This window comes from Alkalimonas cellulosilytica (assembly GCF_036325985.1).
Classification (GTDB): Bacteria; Pseudomonadota; Gammaproteobacteria; order Enterobacterales; family Alteromonadaceae; genus Alkalimonas; species Alkalimonas cellulosilytica.
The window spans coordinates 19,869-42,355 of sequence record NZ_JAUHLI010000009.1 but is presented as its reverse complement, the minus strand read 5'-3'; the positions used below and the strand labels follow the sequence as shown (position 1 = coordinate 42,355).

Annotated in this window: 25 protein-coding genes and 1 riboswitch; of the genes, 16 read left to right on the top strand and 9 right to left on the bottom strand. The window is 52.6% G+C overall.

Translation table 11 applies throughout. The features are described 5' to 3' along the window. Positions 1–237: 237 nt before the first annotated feature. The 11 genes from QWY20_RS10190 to QWY20_RS10140 are packed head-to-tail and all read left to right on the top strand — an operon-like array spanning position 238 to position 7,979. Positions 238–1,203: a calcium/sodium antiporter gene (locus QWY20_RS10190; protein ID WP_330129049.1), complete on the top strand. Its 966-nt coding sequence runs from the start codon at positions 238–240 to the stop codon at positions 1,201–1,203. 10 nt (positions 1,204–1,213) lie between these two features. Beyond that, entirely contained in the window at positions 1,214–2,182 is a 969-nt protein-coding gene (locus QWY20_RS10185) for a KpsF/GutQ family sugar-phosphate isomerase (RefSeq protein WP_330128913.1), read from the top strand. A gap of 1 nt (position 2,183) precedes the next feature. After that, positions 2,184–2,741 carry a 3-deoxy-manno-octulosonate-8-phosphatase KdsC gene (gene kdsC / locus QWY20_RS10180; RefSeq protein ID WP_330128912.1) on the top strand — a complete coding sequence of 186 codons (558 nt, stop codon included), beginning with the start codon at positions 2,184–2,186 and terminating at the stop codon, positions 2,739–2,741. Further along, on the top strand, positions 2,738–3,292 hold the full coding sequence (gene lptC, locus QWY20_RS10175; protein WP_330128911.1) for an LPS export ABC transporter periplasmic protein LptC: 555 nt from the start codon (positions 2,738–2,740) through the stop codon (positions 3,290–3,292). Before kdsC ends, lptC begins: the two co-directional genes overlap by 4 nt. Further along, a complete protein-coding gene (gene lptA / locus QWY20_RS10170; protein WP_330128910.1) occupies positions 3,282–3,800 on the top strand; it encodes a lipopolysaccharide transport periplasmic protein LptA in 519 nt (172 codons plus the stop codon). The genes lptC and lptA overlap by 11 nt, the downstream gene beginning before the upstream one ends. Continuing rightward, entirely contained in the window at positions 3,797–4,519 is a 723-nt protein-coding gene (gene lptB, locus QWY20_RS10165; RefSeq protein ID WP_330128909.1) for an LPS export ABC transporter ATP-binding protein, read from the top strand. The genes lptA and lptB overlap by 4 nt, the downstream gene beginning before the upstream one ends. A 48-nt stretch (positions 4,520–4,567) precedes the next feature. Beyond that, positions 4,568–6,067, top strand: a complete 1,500-nt coding sequence (locus QWY20_RS10160; protein ID WP_330128908.1) for an RNA polymerase factor sigma-54 — start codon at positions 4,568–4,570, stop codon at positions 6,065–6,067. A gap of 25 nt (positions 6,068–6,092) precedes the next feature. Further along, a complete protein-coding gene (hpf, locus tag QWY20_RS10155) occupies positions 6,093–6,380 on the top strand; it encodes a ribosome hibernation promoting factor (RefSeq protein ID WP_091339274.1) in 288 nt (95 codons plus the stop codon). Positions 6,381–6,385: 5 nt separating this feature from the next. Then, positions 6,386–6,856 (top strand): PTS IIA-like nitrogen regulatory protein PtsN, encoded by a 471-nt coding sequence (gene ptsN, locus QWY20_RS10150; RefSeq protein ID WP_330128907.1) that lies wholly within the window; start codon positions 6,386–6,388, stop codon positions 6,854–6,856. Beyond that, a complete protein-coding gene (rapZ, locus tag QWY20_RS10145) occupies positions 6,857–7,720 on the top strand; it encodes an RNase adapter RapZ (protein ID WP_330128906.1) in 864 nt (287 codons plus the stop codon). Beyond that, on the top strand, positions 7,704–7,979 hold the full coding sequence (locus QWY20_RS10140; RefSeq protein WP_330128905.1) for an HPr family phosphocarrier protein: 276 nt from the start codon (positions 7,704–7,706) through the stop codon (positions 7,977–7,979). Before rapZ ends, QWY20_RS10140 begins: the two co-directional genes overlap by 17 nt. A gap of 54 nt (positions 7,980–8,033) precedes the next feature. On the opposite strand, the gene QWY20_RS10135 is transcribed toward QWY20_RS10140, so the two are convergent. Continuing rightward, a complete protein-coding gene (locus QWY20_RS10135; RefSeq protein WP_330128904.1) occupies positions 8,034–10,163 on the bottom strand; it encodes a S9 family peptidase in 2,130 nt (709 codons plus the stop codon). Between the two features lie 179 nt (positions 10,164–10,342). On the opposite strand from QWY20_RS10135, the gene QWY20_RS10130 reads away from it, so the two are divergent. After that, positions 10,343–10,525, top strand: coding sequence for a helix-turn-helix domain-containing protein (locus QWY20_RS10130; protein ID WP_330128903.1), 183 nt, complete (start codon positions 10,343–10,345; stop codon positions 10,523–10,525). A 1-nt stretch (position 10,526) separates the two neighbouring features. Here the strand turns inward: QWY20_RS10130 and QWY20_RS10125 are convergent, their stop codons facing one another. The 4 genes from QWY20_RS10125 to QWY20_RS10110 all read right to left on the bottom strand — a co-directional run bounded on the left by QWY20_RS10125 (position 10,527) and on the right by QWY20_RS10110 (position 14,446). After that, a complete protein-coding gene (locus tag QWY20_RS10125) occupies positions 10,527–11,462 on the bottom strand; it encodes a phosphotransferase (protein ID WP_330128902.1) in 936 nt (311 codons plus the stop codon). Then, positions 11,402–12,049: a nicotinamide riboside transporter PnuC gene (gene pnuC, locus QWY20_RS10120; protein ID WP_330128901.1), complete on the bottom strand. Its 648-nt coding sequence runs from the start codon at positions 12,047–12,049 to the stop codon at positions 11,402–11,404. Before pnuC ends, QWY20_RS10125 begins: the two co-directional genes overlap by 61 nt. Then, on the bottom strand, positions 12,046–12,294 hold the full coding sequence (locus QWY20_RS10115) for a hypothetical protein (protein WP_330128900.1): 249 nt from the start codon (positions 12,292–12,294) through the stop codon (positions 12,046–12,048). Before QWY20_RS10115 ends, pnuC begins: the two co-directional genes overlap by 4 nt. Positions 12,295–12,316: 22 nt before the next feature. After that, positions 12,317–14,446 (bottom strand): TonB-dependent receptor, encoded by a 2,130-nt coding sequence (locus QWY20_RS10110; protein WP_330128899.1) that lies wholly within the window; start codon positions 14,444–14,446, stop codon positions 12,317–12,319. After that, a riboswitch (TPP riboswitch) is annotated at positions 14,429–14,533 on the bottom strand. (Overlaps the previous gene by 18 nt.) A 148-nt stretch (positions 14,534–14,681) precedes the next feature. Between QWY20_RS10110 and QWY20_RS10105 the strand changes: the two genes are divergently transcribed. Next, a complete protein-coding gene (locus QWY20_RS10105) occupies positions 14,682–15,938 on the top strand; it encodes an alkaline phosphatase family protein (protein ID WP_330128898.1) in 1,257 nt (418 codons plus the stop codon). 15 nt (positions 15,939–15,953) lie between these two features. Here the strand turns inward: QWY20_RS10105 and mgtE are convergent, their stop codons facing one another. Beyond that, a complete protein-coding gene (mgtE, locus tag QWY20_RS10100; protein ID WP_330128897.1) occupies positions 15,954–17,297 on the bottom strand; it encodes a magnesium transporter in 1,344 nt (447 codons plus the stop codon). A 286-nt stretch (positions 17,298–17,583) separates the two neighbouring features. Here mgtE and QWY20_RS10095 point away from each other — a divergent pair, with 286 nt between their 5' ends. Genes QWY20_RS10095 through QWY20_RS10085 form a run of 3 tightly spaced genes read left to right on the top strand, consistent with a single transcriptional unit; the run spans position 17,584 to position 20,919 of the window. Beyond that, complete coding sequence (locus tag QWY20_RS10095; protein ID WP_330128896.1) at positions 17,584–18,402, top strand: hypothetical protein; 819 nt, start codon at positions 17,584–17,586, stop codon at positions 18,400–18,402. Between the two features lie 12 nt (positions 18,403–18,414). Continuing rightward, positions 18,415–19,278 carry a mechanosensitive ion channel family protein gene (locus tag QWY20_RS10090; protein WP_330128895.1) on the top strand — a complete coding sequence of 288 codons (864 nt, stop codon included), beginning with the start codon at positions 18,415–18,417 and terminating at the stop codon, positions 19,276–19,278. An 18-nt stretch (positions 19,279–19,296) separates the two neighbouring features. Continuing rightward, positions 19,297–20,919 (top strand): BamA/TamA family outer membrane protein, encoded by a 1,623-nt coding sequence (locus QWY20_RS10085; RefSeq protein ID WP_330128894.1) that lies wholly within the window; start codon positions 19,297–19,299, stop codon positions 20,917–20,919. A gap of 1 nt (position 20,920) precedes the next feature. On the opposite strand, the gene mutM is transcribed toward QWY20_RS10085, so the two are convergent. From mutM to rpmG, 3 genes are all read right to left on the bottom strand, one after another. After that, a complete protein-coding gene (gene mutM, locus QWY20_RS10080; RefSeq protein ID WP_330128893.1) occupies positions 20,921–21,730 on the bottom strand; it encodes a bifunctional DNA-formamidopyrimidine glycosylase/DNA-(apurinic or apyrimidinic site) lyase in 810 nt (269 codons plus the stop codon). Further along, the gene (locus QWY20_RS10075; RefSeq protein WP_330128892.1) at positions 21,730–22,200 is read right to left on the bottom strand and encodes a hypothetical protein; all 471 of its coding nucleotides are present in this window, start codon (positions 22,198–22,200) and stop codon (positions 21,730–21,732) included. The genes mutM and QWY20_RS10075 overlap by 1 nt, the downstream gene beginning before the upstream one ends. A 123-nt stretch (positions 22,201–22,323) precedes the next feature. Then, a complete protein-coding gene (gene rpmG, locus QWY20_RS10070) occupies positions 22,324–22,479 on the bottom strand; it encodes a 50S ribosomal protein L33 (RefSeq protein ID WP_008219722.1) in 156 nt (51 codons plus the stop codon). Positions 22,480–22,487 lie beyond the last annotated feature (8 nt).

Here is a 22,487-nt window from a genome sequence, read left to right as displayed (position 1 = left end):
CTATACCGGTGCTGATACGCCATTTCAATCCGTGAACGTTTCATTCAGGATGTTGCTCATCCATCTCAGCCTGCGATTGTAACAAAATTACCACAACAACACCTTCCTATTATTCGTAACAAGTCATTGCAAAAAGTCGAACATCGGCTGGCCACAGTAAGTTTTGCTTTTCCTGTCAATAAACGGGAAAATGTATTAACCGGATCCACTGCTTACAAGGAATCACAGGTGTCTCCTTTGCTTGTTGCCGCTATTTTTGTCTTAGTTGGCCTGGTGCTGCTGATCTGGAGTGCCGATCGTTTTGTCTATGGTGCCTCTTCAATTGCACGCAATTTGAACGTATCTCCAATGATCATTGGCCTCACCATCGTTGCCATGGGCTCGTCCGCTCCGGAAATCATGGTATCAGCCACAGCTGCCTGGCAAGGCCGGCTTGATACAGCGGTCGGCAATGCTCTGGGATCCAACATCACCAATATTTTACTGGTTATTGGTGCCACCGCCTTACTCAAACCGATCGCGGTAGCCTCCATGACCATCAAGCGCGAATTTCCATTACTGATTCTGGTCACCCTGTTAGGCTACCTGTTTCTAGCCGATCAAAGCTTAACCAGGGCTGAAGGAGCTTTGTTTTTAGGTGGCTTTGCGTTGTTTTTACTGCTGATGGTGTACTGGGGCAAACATGCACCACCGGATGATCCACTCTTAACAGAATACCAGGCTGAGCTGCCTCCACCCACGCCTACCTGGCAAGCAATCGTCTGGCTCGTGCTTGGCCTGGCGTTATTGCTGGCAAGCTCACAACTTTTGGTGCATGGGGCCGTGACCATTGCCAACCACTTTGGCATGAGTGATTTGCTGATTGGTTTAACCATTATTGCCATTGGTACCAGCCTGCCTGAGCTGGCTGCCAGCCTGATCGGTATATTAAAAGGCGAGGATGATTTAGCACTTGGTAACATCATCGGGTCGAATATTTTCAACATCCTGGCTGTACTGGGGGTTGGCACCATCATTGCCCCCGGCATCATCGATGCGTCGGCAGCCGGTCGTGACAGCTATGTCATGATGGCAGCAACCTTAGGTTTATTGCTGATGAGTTTACGATTGGGCAAACTTCGGCGCATTAATCGGGTCGAAGGCTGCATACTGTTGATGGCTTTTATCGGTTATCAGTACTTGTTATTTTCCAGCATGAGTTAATGGATACCGCATGACCACAGATTTTACCCAACAGGCGCTGCAGGTGCTGCAAATAGAAGCAACCGCAATTTCGCAACTGGCGCGTTTTGTTAATGATGACTTTAATAAAGCCTGCCAATTGATTATGGACAGCCCAGGCCGGGTGATTGTATCGGGCATGGGCAAGTCCGGCCATATTGCCAACAAAATAGCAGCCACCTTTGCCTCTACAGGAACCCCGGCGTTCTTTGTTCACCCGGGGGAAGCCAGTCATGGTGATTTGGGGATGATTACCAAAGACGATGTGGTGATTGCCATTTCCAACTCAGGGGAAACCGGCGAAGTACTCACCATTATCCCGGTATTAAAGCGCATTGGCGCCCATTTAATTGGTATGAGCGGCAACCCTGCCTCTACCCTGGCCCGGTTAGCGGATGTGCATGTCTGCGTGCAAGTGGAGCAGGAGGCCTGCCCGCTCGGTTTGGCACCCACCGCCAGTACCACTGCCACTCTGGCGATGGGGGATGCCATGGCTGTAGCCTTGCTCAATGCCAGAGGTTTCTCCGCCGATGATTTTGCCTTGTCGCATCCTGGAGGCAGCCTGGGTCGGCGGCTGCTGCTGCGTCTGGAAGATGTGATGCATACCGGCACGGCCATTCCAAAGGTTCTCACCACGGCCACCATTAAAACGGCATTGCTGGAAATGTCCGCCAAAGGGTTGGGCATGACTACCATTGTTGATCAGAGCGGTATTTTGCAAGGTATTTTTACCGATGGTGATTTGCGTCGGATTCTCGATCAGCGCTACGATATTCATGAAACCGCCATTACTGAAGTGATGGTGACTAACTGCATTACGGCTCAGCCACAGATGCTGGCAGCAGAGGCACTGAAACTGATGGAGCAACGCAAAATTAATGGTCTGGTGATAGTAGACCAACAGCACCATCCGATTGGAGCGATGAATATGCACGATTTACTCAAAGCCGGAGTGCTATGATATGCAGCCGTTATTTCAGCAATGCTACCAGGAAGTCTCTGCCACAGTGTGGCAGCGTGCACAACAGATCCGACTGCTTATTTGCGATGTCGATGGCGTGTTTTCAGATGGCCGTATCTACCTGGGCAACAGTGGTGAAGAGTTAAAAGCTTTCCATACCCGGGATGGCTATGGCATTAAAGCACTTCGTAAAGCCGGCATAGAAGTGGCGGTGATTACCGGCCGACATTCCGAGATTGTCAAATACCGCATGCAATCACTGACAGTCCCTTACATTTACCAGGGACAAGAGCACAAACAGCCTGCCTTCGCTGAAGTACTGCAAAAAGAGCAGCTTAAGCCCGAGCAAGTGGCCTATATCGGCGATGATCTCAGTGATTGGGACGTGATGCAACAGATTGGACTGAGTATCGCTGTGCGCGATGCGCATCCTTACCTGCGCTTACACAGTCACTATATCACCACCTGTCCGGGCGGCTTTGGTGCTGTGCGTGAAGCGGCCGATCTCTTGCTGATGAGCCGGAATGCTTTTCATCAATTCAAGGGCAGCAGCACATGAACGCCTGGCGCAGCTTGTTGCTTTTACTTGGCTTAGTGGCTGTGGTCTGGTACTGGTATGATCGTAGTGAGGACACCAGTACTTCATTAACTGATCGCGAGTTGATCCCGGACTTTGTGGCTGAGCAATTAACACGCATTGTCTACAATGAGCAAGGGCAACTTAGTGAGCTAATGCAAGCCAAGCGCATGGAACACTACGACTTGCTTGGCTTCACCCAGCTGGAAAAGCCGGTGTTTACCTTGCAAGATCGAGCTCACAACCTCAGCTGGCAGGCATCCAGCAATACCGCTGTGCTGTATCCGGACGACAAGCTGATTCTGGATGGCGCCGTGTTGCTGCAAAACCTAATCAAGGATGATTTAATTGATCGAGTGCAAACCAGCTATCTTGAAATGCTGTTACCTTCTGAGCAATTCGTGACCGACGAGGAGGTGCAGATTATCGGCGATGGCTTTACCATTTCTGGCCGCGGCTTGCGTGCGAGCATTCTGCAGCAAACCATTGAAATTGAAAATCATATACGAACGGACTACCACCATGAACCTTAAGATTGCCCTCGCCGCTTTGCTGTTGCTGACACCCGCGCTGGCTTCCACCTTGCCGGACTTCCAGCAACCGCTGAGTATTGACTCGGAAGCTTTTTTCACCGACTTACAAAGCTCGAACGTGGTGTATGAACGCAATGTTCTGGTCCAACAAGGCAGTCTCACCATCCGCGCAGACCGACTGGAAGTGGATGGCTCTGCTGGCAAGGGACAGGAAATCTTTATTGCCAGCGGCTCACCGGCCACTTACAGTCAGCGCATGGAAGATAACTCTTTGGTGGAAGCAGAAGCCATGGAGATCCGCTATGACCGGGCCAATCGGATTTTGATTATGGCCGGTGCCGCTGAGTTGAAGCAAAGCGGTAGCCTGGTGCAGGCTGCAAGAATTGAGTACAACATCGAAAATCAGCAGCTGCAAGCAGAGCGTGGTGAGAATGGCCGGGTCCGCACCATTTTTGCGCCAGAAGCCCTACCCCAGCCAGAGAAAAAGCAAGAGAACCAGCAACCATGAAACTAACCGCAGCGCATCTGGCCAAAAGCTATAAAGGCCGTCAGGTAGTCAAAGATGTCAGCCTGGAAGTCCATGCGGGTCAGATCGTCGGCTTACTGGGCCCGAATGGCGCCGGTAAAACCACCACCTTTTACATGATTGTTGGCCTGGTACCAAGCGATCGCGGCAAAATTCAACTGGGTGAGCAGGATTTAACAGACCAGCCTATCCACCAGCGTGCCCGTCTTGGTATTGGCTATCTGCCGCAGGAGAGTTCGATTTTCCGTAAATTGACCGTACGGGATAATCTGATGGCAATTTTGCAGACCCGCAAGGATCTGACTGCAGCGCAGCAAGAAGAAACTGCCGATGACTTGCTGGAAGAGTTTCATATCGGCCATATTAGCCAAAGTCTCGGTATGAGTTTGTCGGGTGGAGAACGTCGTCGTGTTGAAATTGCCCGGGCGCTGGCAGCCGATCCACGCTTTATCTTACTGGATGAACCCTTTGCCGGCGTTGATCCCATTTCCGTGCTGGATATCAAAAAAATTATTCAGCACTTAAGTCAGCGGGGTATTGGTGTGCTGATCACCGACCACAATGTGCGCGAAACCCTTGATGTCTGTGAAACAGCTTACATTGTCAGTCATGGTGAGCTGATCGCCAAAGGAGCACCAGCTGATGTTCTTGCCAATCAGCAGGTCAGGGATGTATACCTTGGGGAACAATTCAGGCTATAGTTATAACGACAGGCTTTCACTTTCTAAGCAGGAGCACAGTACACACCGATGAAGCCATCTTTGCAACTTCGTCTTGGCCAACAACTTACGATGACCCCACAGCTGCAGCAGGCTATCCGTCTGCTTCAACTGTCGACCATTGAGTTGCAACAGGAAATCCAGGAAGCCCTGGATGCCAACCCATTGCTGGAAGCCGAAGAGGATTACGAGCAATTGAACGGCAGTGATGAACATGGCTTAGGCGAGTTAAGCTCAGAACGTGGCAATGGTGCATCCGACGAGGGCGCTGATGACAGTGGATCGGAGGAGCCCTACGAACCGGATACCGGTGAAGCCATGACCAGCCAGGACATCAGCGACGATTTACCACTGGATAACCATTGGGATGATCTGGTGAGCGCCGCCCCGGTCACCTCCGGCAGCTACAATGGGGATGAAGACACCATCTACCAGGGCGAAACCAGCGAAACATTGCAAAGCTATCTGCGCTGGCAGATGGAGCTAACACCGTTTTCCGATACCGATCGCGCCATCGCTGAAATCATCATCGAAGCCATTGATGAAAGCGGCTTCTTAACCATTGGGTGCGAGGATATCCTTGAATCACTTGGCATGGATGAGGTTGAAGAGGATGAAGTAGAAGCGGTATTAAAGCGCATTCAGCTGTTTGATCCCATTGGTGTTGGGGCTCGCAGCGTACAGGAGTCTCTGCTGGTGCAACTACGCCAGTTCGACCCTGCCACGCCGATGCTGGCAGAAGCCAGACAGTTAATTAGTCAGCATGCCGACCTGTTGGCCAACCGTGACTTTCGCACCCTGATGAAGCTGACCCGGCTAAAAGAGGATGAGCTGCGCGATGCAATGAAGCTGATCCACAGCCTGAACCCACGGCCAGGCACCACTGTGATCCGGGAAGAGCAAAGCTACGTGATCCCGGATGTAACGGTCAAAAAAGTAAAAGGCCGCTGGTTGGTGGAACTTAATCCGGATTCAATGCCCAAAATACGTATCAATCAACACTATGCAGCCATGAGCAGAACCGCCAAAAACAGTGCCGACAGCCAGTTTATTCGCTCACATCTGCAAGAAGCCAAATGGTTTTTAAAAAGTATTGAGAGTAGAAATGACACCTTGCTGAAAGTCGCCAATTGCATTGTGCAACAGCAGCAAGGCTTTTTTGAACACGGGGAAGAGGCCATGAAACCCATGGTGCTGAATGATGTTGCCGAAATGGTTGGCATGCATGAGTCCACCATTTCCAGGGTGACCACGCAGAAATTCATGCACACACCCAGGGGTATTTTTGAACTGAAGTTCTTCTTCTCCAGCCATGTCAGCACCGAGAATGGTGGCGAGTGTTCGTCCACTGCGATTCGTGCGCTGATTAAGAAGTTAGTGGCGGCGGAAAACCCGGCAAAACCACTGAGTGACAGTAAAATGGTGGAAATTTTGTCGGATCAGGGCATCAATGTTGCCCGCAGAACCATTGCCAAGTACCGAGAGGCCTTGCTGATCCCGCCGTCAAATCAGCGCAAGACCTTGCTTTGAGTACTTAACCAGAAGGAAACAGGCTATGCAAATCAATCTTACCGGTCGTCATGTTGAAATCACTGAAGCCCTGAAAGACTACGTGGACAACAAGTTTGCCAAACTCGAGCGCCACTTCGAGCACATTAACAATGTACATGTGGTGCTAAACGTGGAAAAATTACAGCAGATTGCAGAAGCCAAGCTCAACCTGAACGGTGGGGAAGTTTTTGCCGTTTCAGAAAGTGAAAATATGTATGCCGCTATTGACCAGTTGATCGATAAATTGGATCGACAAGTCATTAAGCACAAAGAGAAATTAGCCCGACACTAAACAGCATGACTACATTGAGCACTATGTTATCGCAGGACTGCACCAAAAGTGCAGTCCTTTTTAACAGCAAAAAACGCATTCTTGAATACATCGCCGAACTGGCTCACCAGCAGTTGCCAGATACGTCTGAGTACGTGATCCTGGAGTCTTTAATGACCCGGGAACGGCTTGGCTCAACCGGTATTGGTGGTGGCATTGCCATCCCTCATGGCAAACTGAAAGATGTTGAGCAGCCGGTCTTGATCTTCGTCGTCAGCAAGGATCCTATCCAATTTGATGCTATTGATAATCAGGCGGTGGATATTTTTTGTGCCATCCTGATCCCGGAAAACCAGTGCCAGATGCACCTCAACACGCTGGCATCCATTGCCAGATTGTTGTCGAAAAAAGAGCTGACCCGTAAAATCCGCCACGCTACATCCGACGGCGATTTATACCAGATTTTACTGGCAGCACAGCAAGAGGCGGAAAATTAGATGAAGCTTCTGGTCGTCAGTGGTCGTTCAGGCTCCGGCAAATCGGTCGCTCTGCGGGTACTGGAAGACCTGGGGTATTATTGCGTCGACAATATTCCTGTCAATTTACTGCCTACCCTCGCCAATGCCGTCATGGGCAAGTACGAGCGGGTGGCCATCAGCATCGATGTGCGTAACCTGCCGGAAGAGCCGGATGAGCTGGCAGAAATCCTGACTTACTTGCCACGCAAGCTGGAGCTGACCATCCTGTATCTGGATGCGGATCACAACAGCCTGATCAAACGCTTCAGCGAAACCCGCCGCATGCATCCCTTGTCGCACCAGGCCATGTCGCTGGACGATGCCATTTTACGCGAGCAACAGCTGCTGGATCCGATTGCCAGCCGGGCCGATCTGTACATCGATACCACGGAGCTCAATGTCTATCAACTGGCCGATCAAATTCGTGAGCGTTTACTGGGCCAACAGTCCGGCCGGCTGGTGATTTTGTTCGAGTCTTTTGGCTTTAAATACGGCATCCCCAAAGATGCTGACTTTGTATTCGATGCCCGCTTTTTACCGAATCCGCATTGGGAACCGGAGCTTAAGCCACAAACCGGGCTTGATCAGCCGGTGCAACAGTACCTGGCAGCCAAACCAGTGGTACAGGATTACATTCAGCAAATTCATCAGTTTGTGGTCCATTGGTTGCCGCAACTGGAGAAAAACAACCGCAGTTACCTGACCATTGCCATTGGTTGCACCGGAGGCCAACACCGCTCAGTGTTTATCGCCGAACAATTGGCCGACTTGCTGCGTGAACAGCGCAGCGACATTCAAATCCGCCATCGCGAACTGGTACGACACCATGGCCATAAAATGTAGCACCAAAGTCACTATCGTCAATCCACTTGGTCTGCATGCCCGCCCGGCCGCTAAGCTGGCACAACTGTGCCAGCAGTTTCAAAGCAAGATCGCCTTAATTCAGGACGGCAAATCTGCTGATGCCAGCAGTGTGCTGGCCTTATTGATGCTGGCAAGCAGCAAAGGAAAATTGTTGGAGATTGTCGCCGAAGGAGAGGATGCCGAACAGGCATTGCAGGCAGTGGAGCAGCTTATTCGAAGCGGTTTCGAGGAAACCTAACCAGAAACTGAAAACCTTGCCGGGGCTTGTTGCTAGCCCCGGCAAGTCACTGAGTTAATCGCGGGCTGACTGAGCCTGCTGCACTAAGTCCAGTACAAAACCATACTCTTCAGCCACCTGGCCCAGGCGGGCAAACCGACCTGAACGACCACCATGTCCGGCTTCCATTGTGGTACGAAACAGAATGGGTTGATTCGAGGTATTGACGGTACGTAACCTGGCTACCCACTTGGCCGGTTCAAAATACTGCACCTGGGAGTCATGAAAGCCGGTGGTGACAAACAAAGCCGGATAGGCCTGCTCCCGCACCTGATCATAAGGCGAATAGGACAGCATGTAGTCGTAATAGGCTTTATCATTTGGGTTGCCCCACTCATCGTACTCATTGGTGGTCAGAGGCAGGCTTTCATCCAGCATGGTAGTGACCACGTCGACGAAAGGCACATGCGCTACCAACCCAAGGTACTTTTCCGGAGCCATATTAGCCACGGCGCCCATCAACAAGCCACCTGCACTGCCCCCCATGCCAATCACGGTATCCGGCGCTGCGTACTTATGCTCGACCAGGTAGTCCGTCACAGCGATGAAATCTGTAAAGGTATTCACTTTATTAAGCAACTTGCCGTCTTCGTACCAATGGCGGCCCATCTCCTGCCCACCACGGATATGGGCAATCGCATAGACAAAGCCACGGTCGACTAACGATAAAATACCGGAGCGAAAGAAAGGATCCATCGAAATTCCGTAGGAGCCATAGGCATACTGGTATAAAGGTGCGGAACCATCACGTTCAAACCCTTTGCGATACAGTAAACTGACCGGTACTTTCACCCCATCGCCCACCGGTACCCAGACCCGCTCAGTGACGTAATTGGCCTGCTCGAAACCACCCAACACTTCATCCTGCTTCAACAGTCGCCGCTCACCAGTTTGCATATGCACTTCATAGACACTGGCTGGGGTGGTCAAAGAGGTGTAGGTATAACGCAGCCACTGCTGATTTTGCTCCGGGTTCACCGAAAAGCCCATCACATAACTGGGCTCATCCGATGCCAGAAACTGTTGCTGATTCATGTCTTCCCAATTCACCAGACGGATGCGACGCAAACCGTCACTGCGCTCATTAATGGCCAAATACTTTTCAAAGGCGATAAAGCTTTGCAAAAAAACCTGCTCATCATGCGCAATCAGCTCTTGCCAGTGCTCACGATTGCCAATCTTGTCGTGCGCAACCGTCATCAGACGGTAATTGGGTGCATTCCAGTCGGTGTTGATAATCCAACGGCCATTCAGGTGGTCAACCGAGTATTTAAAATCGCGCTGACGCGGAGCAATCAACTGAAAGTCGCCATCCGGTTTGCTGGCATCCAGTACCCGTACTTCATTCGAAACCGTGCTGCTGACGCCAATGACCACAAAGTGACGATCCCGGGTGTTACCAACCCCCATAAAAAAGCTGTTGTCATGTTCCTGATACACCAGGGCACGCTCACTGACCGGGCTTCCCAATTTATGCCGATACACCTTAGTGCTTAGCAGCGTCACAGGATCATTTTCCACCACAAACAGCTGCTGGCTATCGGCACTCCAGGCCAGGGATGAAGAAAGCCCTGTCATGGTGTCATCCAGCAGAGCGCCGGTAGTCAAGTCTTTTACCCGCAGCTGATACTGACGGCGTCCGGTAGTGTCCTCGAGGTAAGCCAGCTTCTGCTGATCGGGACTGACCGACCAGTTGGCGACTTGAAAATAATCCTGTCCCTCGGCCAGCACATTCACATCCAACAAAATTTGCTCTTCGCCACCGGCAACAGGGGTCCGTACATAAATCGGATATTCTTTGCCCGTTTCAAAGCGGGTGCTGTACTGATAATCCCCCATCACAAAAGGCACTGAGCTGTCATCCTGCTGCAGGCGGCCAATCAATTCTTCAGTCAATTGCTCCACCAAGCCAGCATAGGACGCCTGGTGTGCCAGAGCATACGCATTTTCAGCTTCCAGATAGGCGATCACTTCCGGGCTGCTGCGCGAGTCATCCCGCAGCCAGTAGTAAGGGTCGACCCGATCACCGTGAGGGGAACTGACGGTAAAAGGTCGCTGCTCCGCGACCGGTGCCGGCTTGCTCTCGGCCATCACGGCCATACTCAGACTCAGTGGAACACAAAGTAAGGTGGTTAATAGTTTCATTGCTGCTGTCCTTATGCTGTACCAGCAAAAAATTATCATGCCTGCTGCCAATACGCCATCCCTACGCCTGTTTCAGGTGTAAGCAGTTGTTACAGCCGTCAGTAAAAATTTAATTCACAAATAGGTCGTTTTAGGCTTTACTAAGCACAAACGACACTAAAATAAGCAAGGATAACAACATGAGCCTGATGAGTGTGGATGAAGTCGCCGAATTTCTGGGAGTGCAAAGCATCCGGGTGGAGCGGCTGGCACGAGAAAATCTACTGGTCACCAGCGAGAAAGATGAGCAAGGCAAACCTTTGTTCAAAAAAGAAGACGTTGAGCGTTATAAAGTGTTGGCCGAGCGCTTAGGTGGCCTTTAGCTTAGCCGGGGCCGATCGCAGTCTGCCCCTGTTGAAGTAACCACTGCAAGCGCTGTTGGTGCTGTATCGCCTGAGGAGCCCCTTGCGGTAAGGCAAGGTACCACAGCCAGCAAAATCCCTGATACAGTACTCTGGCCGCCGCTACTTTTTCCTGCCAGCAGGTCGCTGTTAAACCCGCATTCCGTTGCTGGTAGTACAGCTGCATCAGCTGACCGCTTTGCATGTCATCCAGCGAGAAACTTTCCAGTACCGACGCCATATCAAGACTACTGTCCGCCAACTGAGCATATTCAAAGTCCAGCAACCAGATCCGCTGCTGTTGCCACAGCAGGTTGCCGGCATGCAAGTCCAGATGACACAACACGATATCCTGCGGCATCTTTTCAAATGCTGCGACCACCTGTCTGCAAGCACTAAACAATGCTTCATCAGTCGCGCTCCAACAGGCTTTGACATGGGTTCTCAGTTCGAGCAGATAGCGACCAGGTTGCAACACCGGGGTTTGGACTTGCAACCGATGCAGGTGCACCAGCTGCTGCGCCATCGCCGGCAATAACGATGCCGATAACGCCAAAGGCTGGCCATTGGGCAAGTATTCCGAAATCAACACCTGTTGATGGTTGTTCAGGCATAGTGGTGGCGGAGCAAGATCCGCAACCGCAGCGGCATGCTGGCAACGCAGCTCTTGCTGACGACAAACGCCGGTTACATCAGGCGCATAATGGCGAACCACGTATTCACCACGCTTGGTTTTGACCCAATAACTTAAGTTGGTACTGCCTTGCGACAGCGGCTTCATCGCAATCGGTGGATGACTGGCAAAAAACTCCAGATGCAAACAAAGCTGCCGGATGCGCTGCGCTGCCTCATCATCGGTCAGGCCGGCTGCAGCACCTGCCCGCTGGTATGTTGTTGTTGCCGGTAATGGCTGCGCCATGCCAGGTATCCTATCACTGCCAAGAAGGTGTAGAGTACAAAGAGGCCAGTGGTGAAGTACAGGCCTTTCTGGAAATAAACATAGATGCAAACCGCATCGATCACCACCCAATACAACCAATTCGACAACACTTTGCGCACCACCAGCACCGTGGTCATGATGCTAAAAGTGGTGGTTTGCGCATCCAGCCAGGCAAAATCCGCCTGGGTATAGTTGGCCATGTAATAGCCCAGTGCCAAACCGCTGCCGATGGCGATACTGATCCAGCCCAGATGCTGACGCAAGCCCCACTCAATCACGGGTTTGACGGTTTCTGGCTGCTGCAATTGTTGCTGCAGCTGCTGCCAGTGCACCAGCCCATACACTGCCATAGCGGCATAATACAGCTGCAACAGCGTTTCGGAGTACAGCTGATGCTGCCACATCACGTAGGTGTAGATCAAAGTACTCACCAGCGCTGCCGGCCAGCACCACAAACTATGACGCATCGCCAGCAGCAGATAGGCCAGAGCCAGTAGCATGGCGACCAGCTCCAGGCTGGTCAACAATTGCCACTCTTGCCAGAACTGCTGCAAAGCCGCCATCATGGTCGCAGATCACCCGGGATAAACTTGCAGACAAACACCAGCTTGCCATAGCGCTCAAACGACCATTTCATGCAGCGCTGCAATGCCGCCATTACCGCATCGTACTCACCAAAAATTTGCGTGCTCATGGTGTTGGTAATGATGTGCAGCTCTGGTTCTTGTTGCAGCTCGGTAATAAACGCCTTGATAGGGCCAATGTAGTCATCGGCCAGTGGGTACTTGCTGATTTCAACCGACAGTTGCATCATTGCCTCCTGAGTATCCGGTTTAGAATTGGTAACTGGCGGTCACGCCAAAGCGGCGTGGCTCACCCCATTGCTCATAAGTGTGGGGCGCGTATTCATCGCGTGGATCATTGCCAAAGTAAAATCCTCGCACGGCCCGGTCTTTATCCAGTGCATTGCGCGACCAAATCGCAAAGTGCCACTGCTCCAACTGATAGCTTAGACGAAGATTAACCAGCTCTGAGCTGGTTGAGCGGGCGTTGTGACCATCGGAGTAATAGAAGCCGCTCTTGCCTTGCACACTGGCCTGCAGTGTCAGCTGCTCGGTCAGGAACCAGTCACCTGCCAGCTGATAAGTAAAGCGCGGCGCATGCGCCTGATCCCGCCCGGTCATATCCAGGCCGCTTTGGGTGACATAGGGGCCCAGCTTGGATTTAAGCACCCCGGCATTGACATGCAACGTAAAGCTTGGGTGCAGCACCACACGGTTTTCCATCTCAATACCGTAATTGCGGCCACGGCCGGCATTGTCGATAAAGCCGGCAAACTCCGGGCCCAGATCCGGGTTCAACCAACCCTTCACCTGCATGTCGTCCCGCCACATATGAAACACTGCCACTCTGGTCACCAGGCTGCCATCAATGGCCGCGCCTTTGACACCAAACTCGGCATTCACCAGTGTTTCTGGCTTAAATGTCGCCTGTTTCAGCAAGGCTTCCAGGCCATCATCGCCAGCTCTGGATAACGCTTCACCATTCACGCCGCCCACCTTGTAACCACGGGACAACAAAGTATAAATCATCGCCTGCTCACTGGCCTGGAAGTTCAGGCTGAGCTTACCGCCCCACATGGTGTGCCGCTGATTGATTGCAAGATTGCCACTGTCGCGGTAGTCATCTTGGTAGCGCTCTACCCGGCCACCCACCACCAGGGTGGTTTGCTCGGAAAGTGACGTGCTGGTGTCTGCGTACACAGCGACATTATCGCGTTGTAGCGTATTGTCAAAGGCACGAAACCTTGTTCCCGAGCGGCGTACCCGCTGCAAATCCAGCTCCCGGCCACTGACGTAAAAGCCGAGCACCCAGTCGGTGTTGTTGGCGATGCGCCCCTGCTCATCCGATACCAGGCGATAATCCATGGTCCACTGCTCGCGGGAGCGCTGATAACGGTCAAAAGCAGAATATTCCCAGCCTGGCCGGATACCCACAAAAGCCCAGTCTTCATCAAAACTGTAGTCCGAGTCAGCCGACAGCCAGCTGAGCTGCCACATCAGATCAACACCGGCAAAACCACTGTAATCCGAGCGCAGTGCCAGCGCCTTGCTGCTGAGCTTATCTTTACCAGGTTCATCCGATAAGGTAGTACGGTTTCTATCGAGCGAAAAGGCATCGTAACCATTGTTCTGCTCAATGGCATGTGCAATCAGTTGCCACTGCAATTGGTCACTGTGACGATACAGCAGCCGGCCACGGACAGTCAGCTCATCGATGTCGTTGGTGTCTTTGCGGTTCAGGTGCGCATTTTCGATAAAGCCATCAGAGACTTGTTTGTCCGCTGTTAGACTAAAAGCGACTTGGTCACTGACAGCGTCGCTTACCATACCGCTCAGCTGCCAGCTGTGGTAATTCGCCACCGTGGCACTAAAAGCACCATCGCGGCGAAAATCCGGCTGTTTCGAGGTCAGGTTCAGCATGCCAGCCATGGCATTGGTGCCAAAGCGGGTCGCCTCCGGGCCACGAAACACTTCCAGTTGCTCGGCATGGGCGATGCTGCTGATGCCAAGACCGGAGTAATCAATGCCATCAATCAGCACACCAACCGACGGGTTGATCACATCAATAAACTCGCTGCGCTCACCAATACCGCGCATTTGCACAAAGCGGCCGCGCGATGCACCGGCGGCAAAGTTAATATTGGCCAGTTGGCTTAGTACATCGTCCAGATGCTGCGCTGAGCTACGTTGCATGTCCTGCTCGGATACCACGGCAATGCTGCCAGCAATGTTCTGCACCGACAAACGACGAAAATCACCCTGTACTTCCAGGCGTTCAATGGACTCTTCGGCAACAGTGGCAAAGGAGGCAAGAATACAAGCGGCAACAACGGAATAACGACAGCGCATGATGGTCTCCGGTAAAGGGATCACCCGCGCAAAAGGAGTTAGTAACACCATCCCTCCGCCGGCATGATCCGGATCAGGTTCTTGGGGTTCGCCATTTAGCATCTCAGCACTCTTTCGAGCACACCCCCTGGTAGGCCGGCAGTGTAACGATTTTCGCACCAGCTGGCAATCCTGTAACAGCAGCGGCTAAACGCATTTGTCTTACAACTTTCATCCAAGCCGACTAAAATCAATCCAACTGAATTTTTTGCCAGGGTGAATCCTGGCGCATCCATTGGATATTGTTTTGAAAAACTACTTGCTATCACTGTTCGTACTGCTCTTTGTAAGCGCCTGTAGCAACATTCCTTCAGCCAGCCCGGCTGGTGCACTCCCGCCTACCATCATTTTGATCTCGATTGATGGGGGCCACCCCAGCTATCTGGAGCGTTACCCCAGCCCGCATCTGAATGCGCTGGCCCAGGCTGGCCTGGTGGCCGATGCGCTGCAGCCGGTATTTCCCAGCAAGACGTTTCCGAATCACTACTCGCTGGTGACCGGCCTGCACCCCGAGAATCATGGCGTGATTGATAATGGCATGTACGATCCGGAGTTTGATGCCCGCTTTACCATGAGCAACAGCGAAGAAGTGGGCAATGCCCGCTGGTGGGGCGGCGAGCCGATTTGGGTCACGGCAGAAACCCAGGGCCAGGTAGCCGCTACTTATTTTTTCCCGGGCTCTGAAGCTGCCATTAAAGGCGTACGCCCAAGCTACTGGTTTCCCTACGATGGCGATACGCCAAACCGCCAACGGGTAGAAACCGTACTGAACTGGCTTCAATTGCCTGAAGCCGAGCGTCCGCGCATCATTACCCTGTATTTTAGCGATGTCGACTCGATGGGCCATATGCATGGCCCCAACTCCCATCAGGTGCGTCAGGCTATGCAGGACATTGATGCGGAGATTGGCTATCTGGTGGCGGGACTGACCGAACTGGGTCTGCTCGATCAGGTCGATTTAATCATCACCTCAGATCACGGCATGGCGGAAGTGAATCAAGAGCAGCATATTGTGATCGATCAGGCCTTTGACCCGGACTTAGCAGTCTATGTGCGCTACTCCCGCGAACTGGTGAGTATTTTCCCGAAAGACGGCCAAAAAGAAGTGATTTACCAGCAACTGAAAGCAAACCTGCCACCGCAGGCCCGCTTGCTGCGTAAATCCGAGATGCCGGAGCGTTTTCACTTCCAGAATCACCGCCGCATTGCACCCTTGCATGTGCTGGCTGAAATTGACTGGATTTTGGTGCGGCGCAGCTGGCTGCCCGGCATGATCAATGCCCCAACCTACCGTGAGCCACGTGGCAGCCATGGTTACGACAACGAAGAGCCGGCGATGCAAGGCATGCTCATTGCTCATGGTCCGAGTTTTAAAAATCAGACCCGGGTAGAGCAGGTGCGGATGGTGGACTTGTACCAGGTGATGACAGAGATTTTAGGGCTTGAGCCGGCGCCGCACGATGGCGATCCGGCCGTGATCCCTTTGCTGCTCCGAAGCGAATAAGCTAGAGCAAGCGCGCTACAGCCCCAGATACCAGGTAGCGATGGAGAAATAAATCATCACACCAGCGACATCGGCAATTGAGGTAATCAATGGGCCGCTGGCAGTAGCCGGGTCCATGTGAAAGCGGCTGAGCAAAAACGGCAGCGACATGCCAATCAGGCTGCCAGCGATGACCACTAGCGTCATGGTAGCCGCTACCACCAACGCTATGTCGTAGCCACCTCGCCAGAAGCCGATGGATGCCACCGCCAGCGCCATGGTGACCCCTAGCAAGGTGGAAATTACTACTTCACGCCCCAACATCCGGCCCCAGTCTTTCAGCGCCACATCACCGGTCGCCAGCGCCCGCACCATCAGGGTACCGGCCTGGGCACCGGCATTACCGCTGCTGGCAATCAGCAGTGGTAAGAAAAACAGCAATACCAGATAACTGGAGATGGTGCCCTCGTAGTACGCAATGCCAGCCCCGGAAAACAAATTGCCAAATACCAGCAACACCAGCCAACCGACCCGCTTACGATACAACAAGTTAATGGCCGCATCTTTTACGCTGCTATCCAGCTTACCGATGGTGGCGGTTTTGTGGAAATCCTCGGTGGCTTCTTCGGCCGCCACGTCCATCGCATCATCGTAGGTGACGATACCAACCAATTGCATGTCGTGATTCACGATGGGCAGAGCCAATAAGTCGTACTTTGAAATCAGCACTGAGACTTCTTCCTGCGGCATATCGACCTGGCCAAAGATTGGCTCATAGGTCATCAGCTCATGGATCTGCATCGACACTGGCGCCAGAATCAGCTCTTTTAACGAAATTACGCCAATCAAGCGGCGCTCTTTATCCACCACATAAGACTGATAAATGGTTTCTTTGTCCGGTGCCTCTTTACGCAACACTTCAATGGCTTCACGCACGGTTAAATCGGGTGCAAGCGAGGCATAATCGGACGTCATTACCGCTCCGGCCGTGCCTTCCTCATAGGAGGACAACAAGCGCAGATCCTCGCGCTCGGCCTGTGCCAGCGCAGGCAACAAAGTTTCCTGCTGCTCGTCGGTTAAACGATTGAATAAATCGGCCCGTTCATCCGATGACATCTGCCGGATGATGGGTGAAAGTTTGCGTCGGCTGATGGAAATCGCCAAGGTGACCTGAGTTTCTGGTGGCAAATAGCCGAAGACTTCTGCCTGCTCTGCGCGAGGTAAGGTGGATAGTAGCTCCCAAACCGACTGCGGCTCAAACTCACTGAAAGCGGCGGCTAAATCGGCCGGGTGAATGTCTTCAAACTGCTCGCGCAGCTCATATAGGCTGTCTGACTCCAGCGCCAGACGAATGGTGTTGATCAGAACCGGCAGTTCCATAATGCCCCCTTACAGCGTCATTGGTATGATCTGGTAAGGGGTTGCCAGTGGGCAGGATCAGCTTACCAGAAAGGTGCGATGAAAATTTGGATATGTCATCAGGCTACGCCTGCAACTGGGTACGTCCATAGCTGGAATGAGCTCCGCACAAGGTTTATTCACACCCGTGTATTTTAGTGCCTATCCGGCACCAGCACAACCACCTGATTGCTGAAGTTGTTGAGCACCCTATTCTTTTTCTGGCAGCAGCTTGCTAAGATAGTGTAAATCACTCAGGAGAATCTAGATGGCACTCAGCGAGCTTCAAGCAACCGATGCCCTGCCACTGGCAGACTGGTGGCAACCAAGGCGGCTGAGCGAGCAAGGCTGCTGGCACATCGCCATTGGCCCTTTTTCACTGTACCTGGAACGCACCGCTGGTGAGTGGCTGGTCAGTCATCAACGTCATAATGATGAAGAGTTACTGCATCGCGTGCTGCAGGAGCAACTTGATGACCGCCCTGATAGCCTGACCTTCCAACGCTATGTGTTTCGTAAAGCCCCGTTGGATTTTCGGCTACAGCCCTGCCTGATGGACAGACCCGTGGTGGTAAAAACCCGCCAGCCAGTCTTGATCCCGCCAGGTGAAAGCATCAATTTTTACATCAGTACACCGCTTTGTGTACGCTTGTTGCTCGGCAACGACACCCAATTGCAGGAATGGCCTATTTTGCGGTTATCGGACACCTGGTTTGGCCCTTCTACCCGGGTTGGGGAGCTCTGTTATGCCGCCAAAACCCATGCCCGTCATAGTTTAGATGAAGTCCCGCTGCGACCGCATCGTGCAGTGACCCCGCTTACCATCAGCAATCAATGCAAAACCATCCTGAGTATCGATAAAGTCAGTTTACCAGTGCCCTTGCTGTCGGTGTTTGAGCGCAGCGATCATACCCTCTGGACTGAGGCCGTAACCCTGGTGCATGAAGCCACGCAGCCACTGGCTAAACTTAAAATTGAACGAAAGTTACCGACTGGTATTAAAGCAGCTCAGCGCATTACCGAACCACGCCAGCAAGCTGAGAAAAATGCCTTTGTACGAGCCTTTACCGGTATCTTCAGCGATTAAGCGGAGCTTTTCATGGACACTATGTTGCAATTGCTGGAACACCATCATGTCGTTACTTTTCTGCGGGCGGCCCTGCTATTCTTCACTGGCTTACTGGCAGCGCACCTGCTGGCCAGAGTCACCGTACGCTTAAGCAAGGGCATGACTTCCCATCACCAGGTACTGTTAAAGCGTCTGGTGTACTGGCTGGTATTGTCACTGTTTCTGGCCTCGGTCCTTAAAGAGCTGGGCTTTAGCTTAGGGGTCTTGCTTGGCGCCGCTGGCGTACTGACCGTGGCCATTGGTTTTGCCTCACAAACGTCGGCATCGAACCTGATTAGTGGCTTATTCCTGATCGGCGAAAAGCCTTTTCAGTTAGGCGACGTCATTAAGGTGGGCGAAACCACGGGTGAGGTGCTGTCCATCGACTTGCTCTCGGTCAAACTGCGTACCTTTGATAATCTGTTTGTTCGTATTCCGAATGAAAGCCTGATCAAATCACAAATGACCAACCTGACCCGCTTTCCCATCCGACGCTTTGATTTACAGATTGGGGTCGCCTATAAAGAAAGTATCAAACAGGTGCGGGAGTTGCTGATAGCTGTGGCCGATGCCAATCCGCTTTGTCTGGATGAGCCTTCACCTTTGTTTGTGTTTAATGGCTTTGGCGACTCCAGCCTGAACATTCAGTTCTCGGTTTGGACCAAGCGGGAAAACTTCCGTGATTTACGCAACAGCCTGCAGGAAGAGGTAAAAAATGCATTTGACGCCGCCGGAATTGAAATTCCGTTCCCACACCGCTCCTTGTATGCCGGCAGTGAAAGCGCACCTTTTCCCATTACCATTGTTCCGGCCAAAGCAGACAAAGCAGGTGATGATGCCGATATCAGCCCCTGAGCCTGACAAGGGGCTAATATGCGAGGGCTGACACTGCTGAGTGCGGCTTGCCTGCTCGCCAGTGCGGTGCAGGCCAGTGACTGCCAGCTGCTGGAAAGTACCGATGCTCTGCCTGAGCGGGGCGATATTCGTATCCGCTCCATTGATTTTGATGCCAGCAATGTGTTCGACTTGGATGAACCGGGCACCTTCTGGCTGCATCGCTTTGCCAACTACAGCCACATCATCACCCGGGACGAAACACTGCGGCAGGACTTGTTGTTTGCTGAGGGTGACCGGCTCAGCCTGGCTGAGCTGGAAGAAACTGAGCGCTTGCTCAGAAGCCGGCGCTATCTGCGCGAAGCCAAAGTCAGTATCAGCCACTACTGCAGCGAAACGCATCAGGTGGATGTATTGGTAGAAAGCTGGGACAACTGGTCTTTGTTGCCAAAAATTGATTTCAAACACGAAGGCGGTGTCTCTCAATACTCCATCGGCATCGCCGAAGACAACCTGCTGGGTACTGGTAATCAGTTGCAGCTGGATTACGCCAAAGACAGTGAACGAACCGGTTATTTGCTGAGCTTTGCCTCCCCCAATATGTTTGGCAGTCACTGGAGCAGCGCGCTGCAGTACGCGGATAACTCCGATGGGGAAAGTTATCTGTTCGCGGTTGAGCGCCCCTTTTATCGCATTAGCTCGCCCTGGGCTATGGGCTTTGAGGTGCAGAAAAATAAAGAGGAGCTCAGAGAGTATCAGCGCGGCGAAGAAAGCAATCGTTACGACAGCAAACGACACTGGCTGCAAAGTTATCTTGGTTTTAGCTTGTATGCCAGTACCTACAGCGCGCAACGGCTGCTGCTGGGCTTTCGGCTGCATGACCAGCAATTTGCCAACAATGCGGATACCCAAAATGGCTTACCGCCTGATCGGGATTTATCCGCACTCTGGCTGGAGTATCAATGGCTGCAGTCCGATTACCAGAAGCTGTATCAAATCAATCAGTTCAACCGGACCGAAGACATTAATTTTGGCTGGCAATGGACGCTGCAACTGGCCCGCCTGACCGATTGGCTGGGTGCTGATGCCAATGGCTGGCAACTAAGCAGCCGACTGGAGAAAAACTGGACCATCAAACCAGGCAGCTGGCTGCTGACAGAGCATCACATAAAACAGCAATGGCAGAGCGATGAGCCTTCCCGCAGCGAGCTCAGCAGTCACTGGTTATTGGTGCACCACCTGACTGAGCAAAGCAGCCTGGCGGCCCGCTTTCACCTGGAGCTTGGCCGGGACATGTATCGGGATCAGCTGCGTCAATTGGGCGGTGATAATGGCATGCGGGCCTACCCACTTTACTTTCAACGGGGCCAGAAACTTTGGGTCGCCAGCGGCGAATACCGTTACTACACGCCCTGGTCCATATTACGGTTGTTTGATGTTGGTTTTGCCGGCTTTGTCGATGCAGGCCGGGCTTGGGATGATCCCTGGCAAAGCAGTGAGGCCAGCGATAAGGTGCTGTTTGGTGTAGGGGGTGGGGTACGGCTACTGTCCAAATACTCCAGCCGCGGTACCATGGTGCACCTGGACTTGGCCAAACCGCTGCGCAGCGAGCCAGGGCTGGATAGCTGGCAGTTCCGCGCTATGGCCAAGCGGCGTTTTTAACTCAGCTCTGACAACTCTGGCAAAACACCGTGCTGCGCTGGCCTAAGTGTATTTCCTGCAACAGCTCGCCACACCGCAAACACGCCTGATTGCCCCGGCCATACACCAGCAGCTCTTGCTTAAAATAGCCTGGCTTGCCATCGGACTGGCTAAAATCGCGCAAGGTAGTGCCCCCCTGAGCAATGGCTTGCGCCAGAGTTTGCTTCACCTCCTGCACCAAACACTCGCATTCAGCTACAGACAAAGACTTAGCCGGACGGCTTGGCAAAATACCCGCTTTGAACAAGGCTTCATTGGCGTAGATATTCCCCACCCCAACCACCACCTTGTTGTCCATCAGCACCAGCTTGATGGCACTGCTGCGCTTTTGTGCCTGCTGCCACAACAGTTCAGCATCAAACGCTTCCGTTAAGGGCTCTGGGCCAAGTGCCTGCAGCATCGGGTGTGCTTCCTCCTTTGTTTGCCAGAGCACAGCACCAAAACGCCGGGTATCATTGAGCCGCAGCAGTTGACCACTGCTGAGCACAAAGTCGACATGATCATGTTTACCGGCCGGTGTGCTTTGCGGCAGGACTTTCAAGTGCCCGGACATGCCAAGATGCAGCAGGATGCTGCCTTGTGGCAGTTCAATCAGCAAATACTTGGCGCGGCGTGTGACGCCCAGGATGGGTTCATCCTTTAGTGCCAATACATCATCCGGTATCGGCCAGCGCAGCTGGCGCTGCCGTACCACCACCTTCTGCAGCACTTGCCCTGCCAGATGGGGGCGAATGCCAAGACAGGAAACTTCTACTTCAGGCAATTCAGGCATCAACGAAACTCCGCAGGAAACAACAACTCGGCTTCAGCCGCGCTGATGGGATAATACAGACGACGATGGGAAGGGCTCAAATAAAACTGCTGTTCGGACAAAGACAGTTCCCAGATTATCGGCTCCCCCTGTCCAGCCAGCACCAGTTGCGCCTGAGTTAACGGCTCCGGTAAGGGTGACACGCTTCGCTCCCCTCCGGCCAGCAATTGCTGCTGCCAGATGGCCAGGGTGCGGTCCACCAAAGGCTGCAGATCCGGCCGGGCCGGCGCCAGCTGCCAACCTTGCGGTGAACGGCTGATACGCACACTGGCAAACTCAATGCTCAGCAGTTGTTGCTCGCCCAGTAAGCTGGTATTGCGGTGCTTTAAATCCGCCAACCGCTGTGGTGTGCCATAGAGCAAAAACATCAGCAACAGCACAGCAAAAATCAGTACATTGTTCCAGGCGCGACGGGAGAGTTTTGGCAGCATGAGAAAAACCTGCGTCATGGTGAATGACGAAAAGTCTACCACAGCAGTCCATACTTCAGCCAACAGCACCAAATTACAGACAGAAAAAAACCCGGCCAGGCCGGGTTCTTTCAGAACGTTTGATTACTTGATTTTCGCTTCTTTGAAAATCACGTGCTTACGCACTTTAGGATCAAACTTTTTGATTTCCATCTTCTCAGGCATGGTACGCTTGTTCTTCGTGGTGGTGTAGAAGAAACCAGTGCCAGCAGATGATACTAAACGAATTTTATCGCGCATCGTCGTAA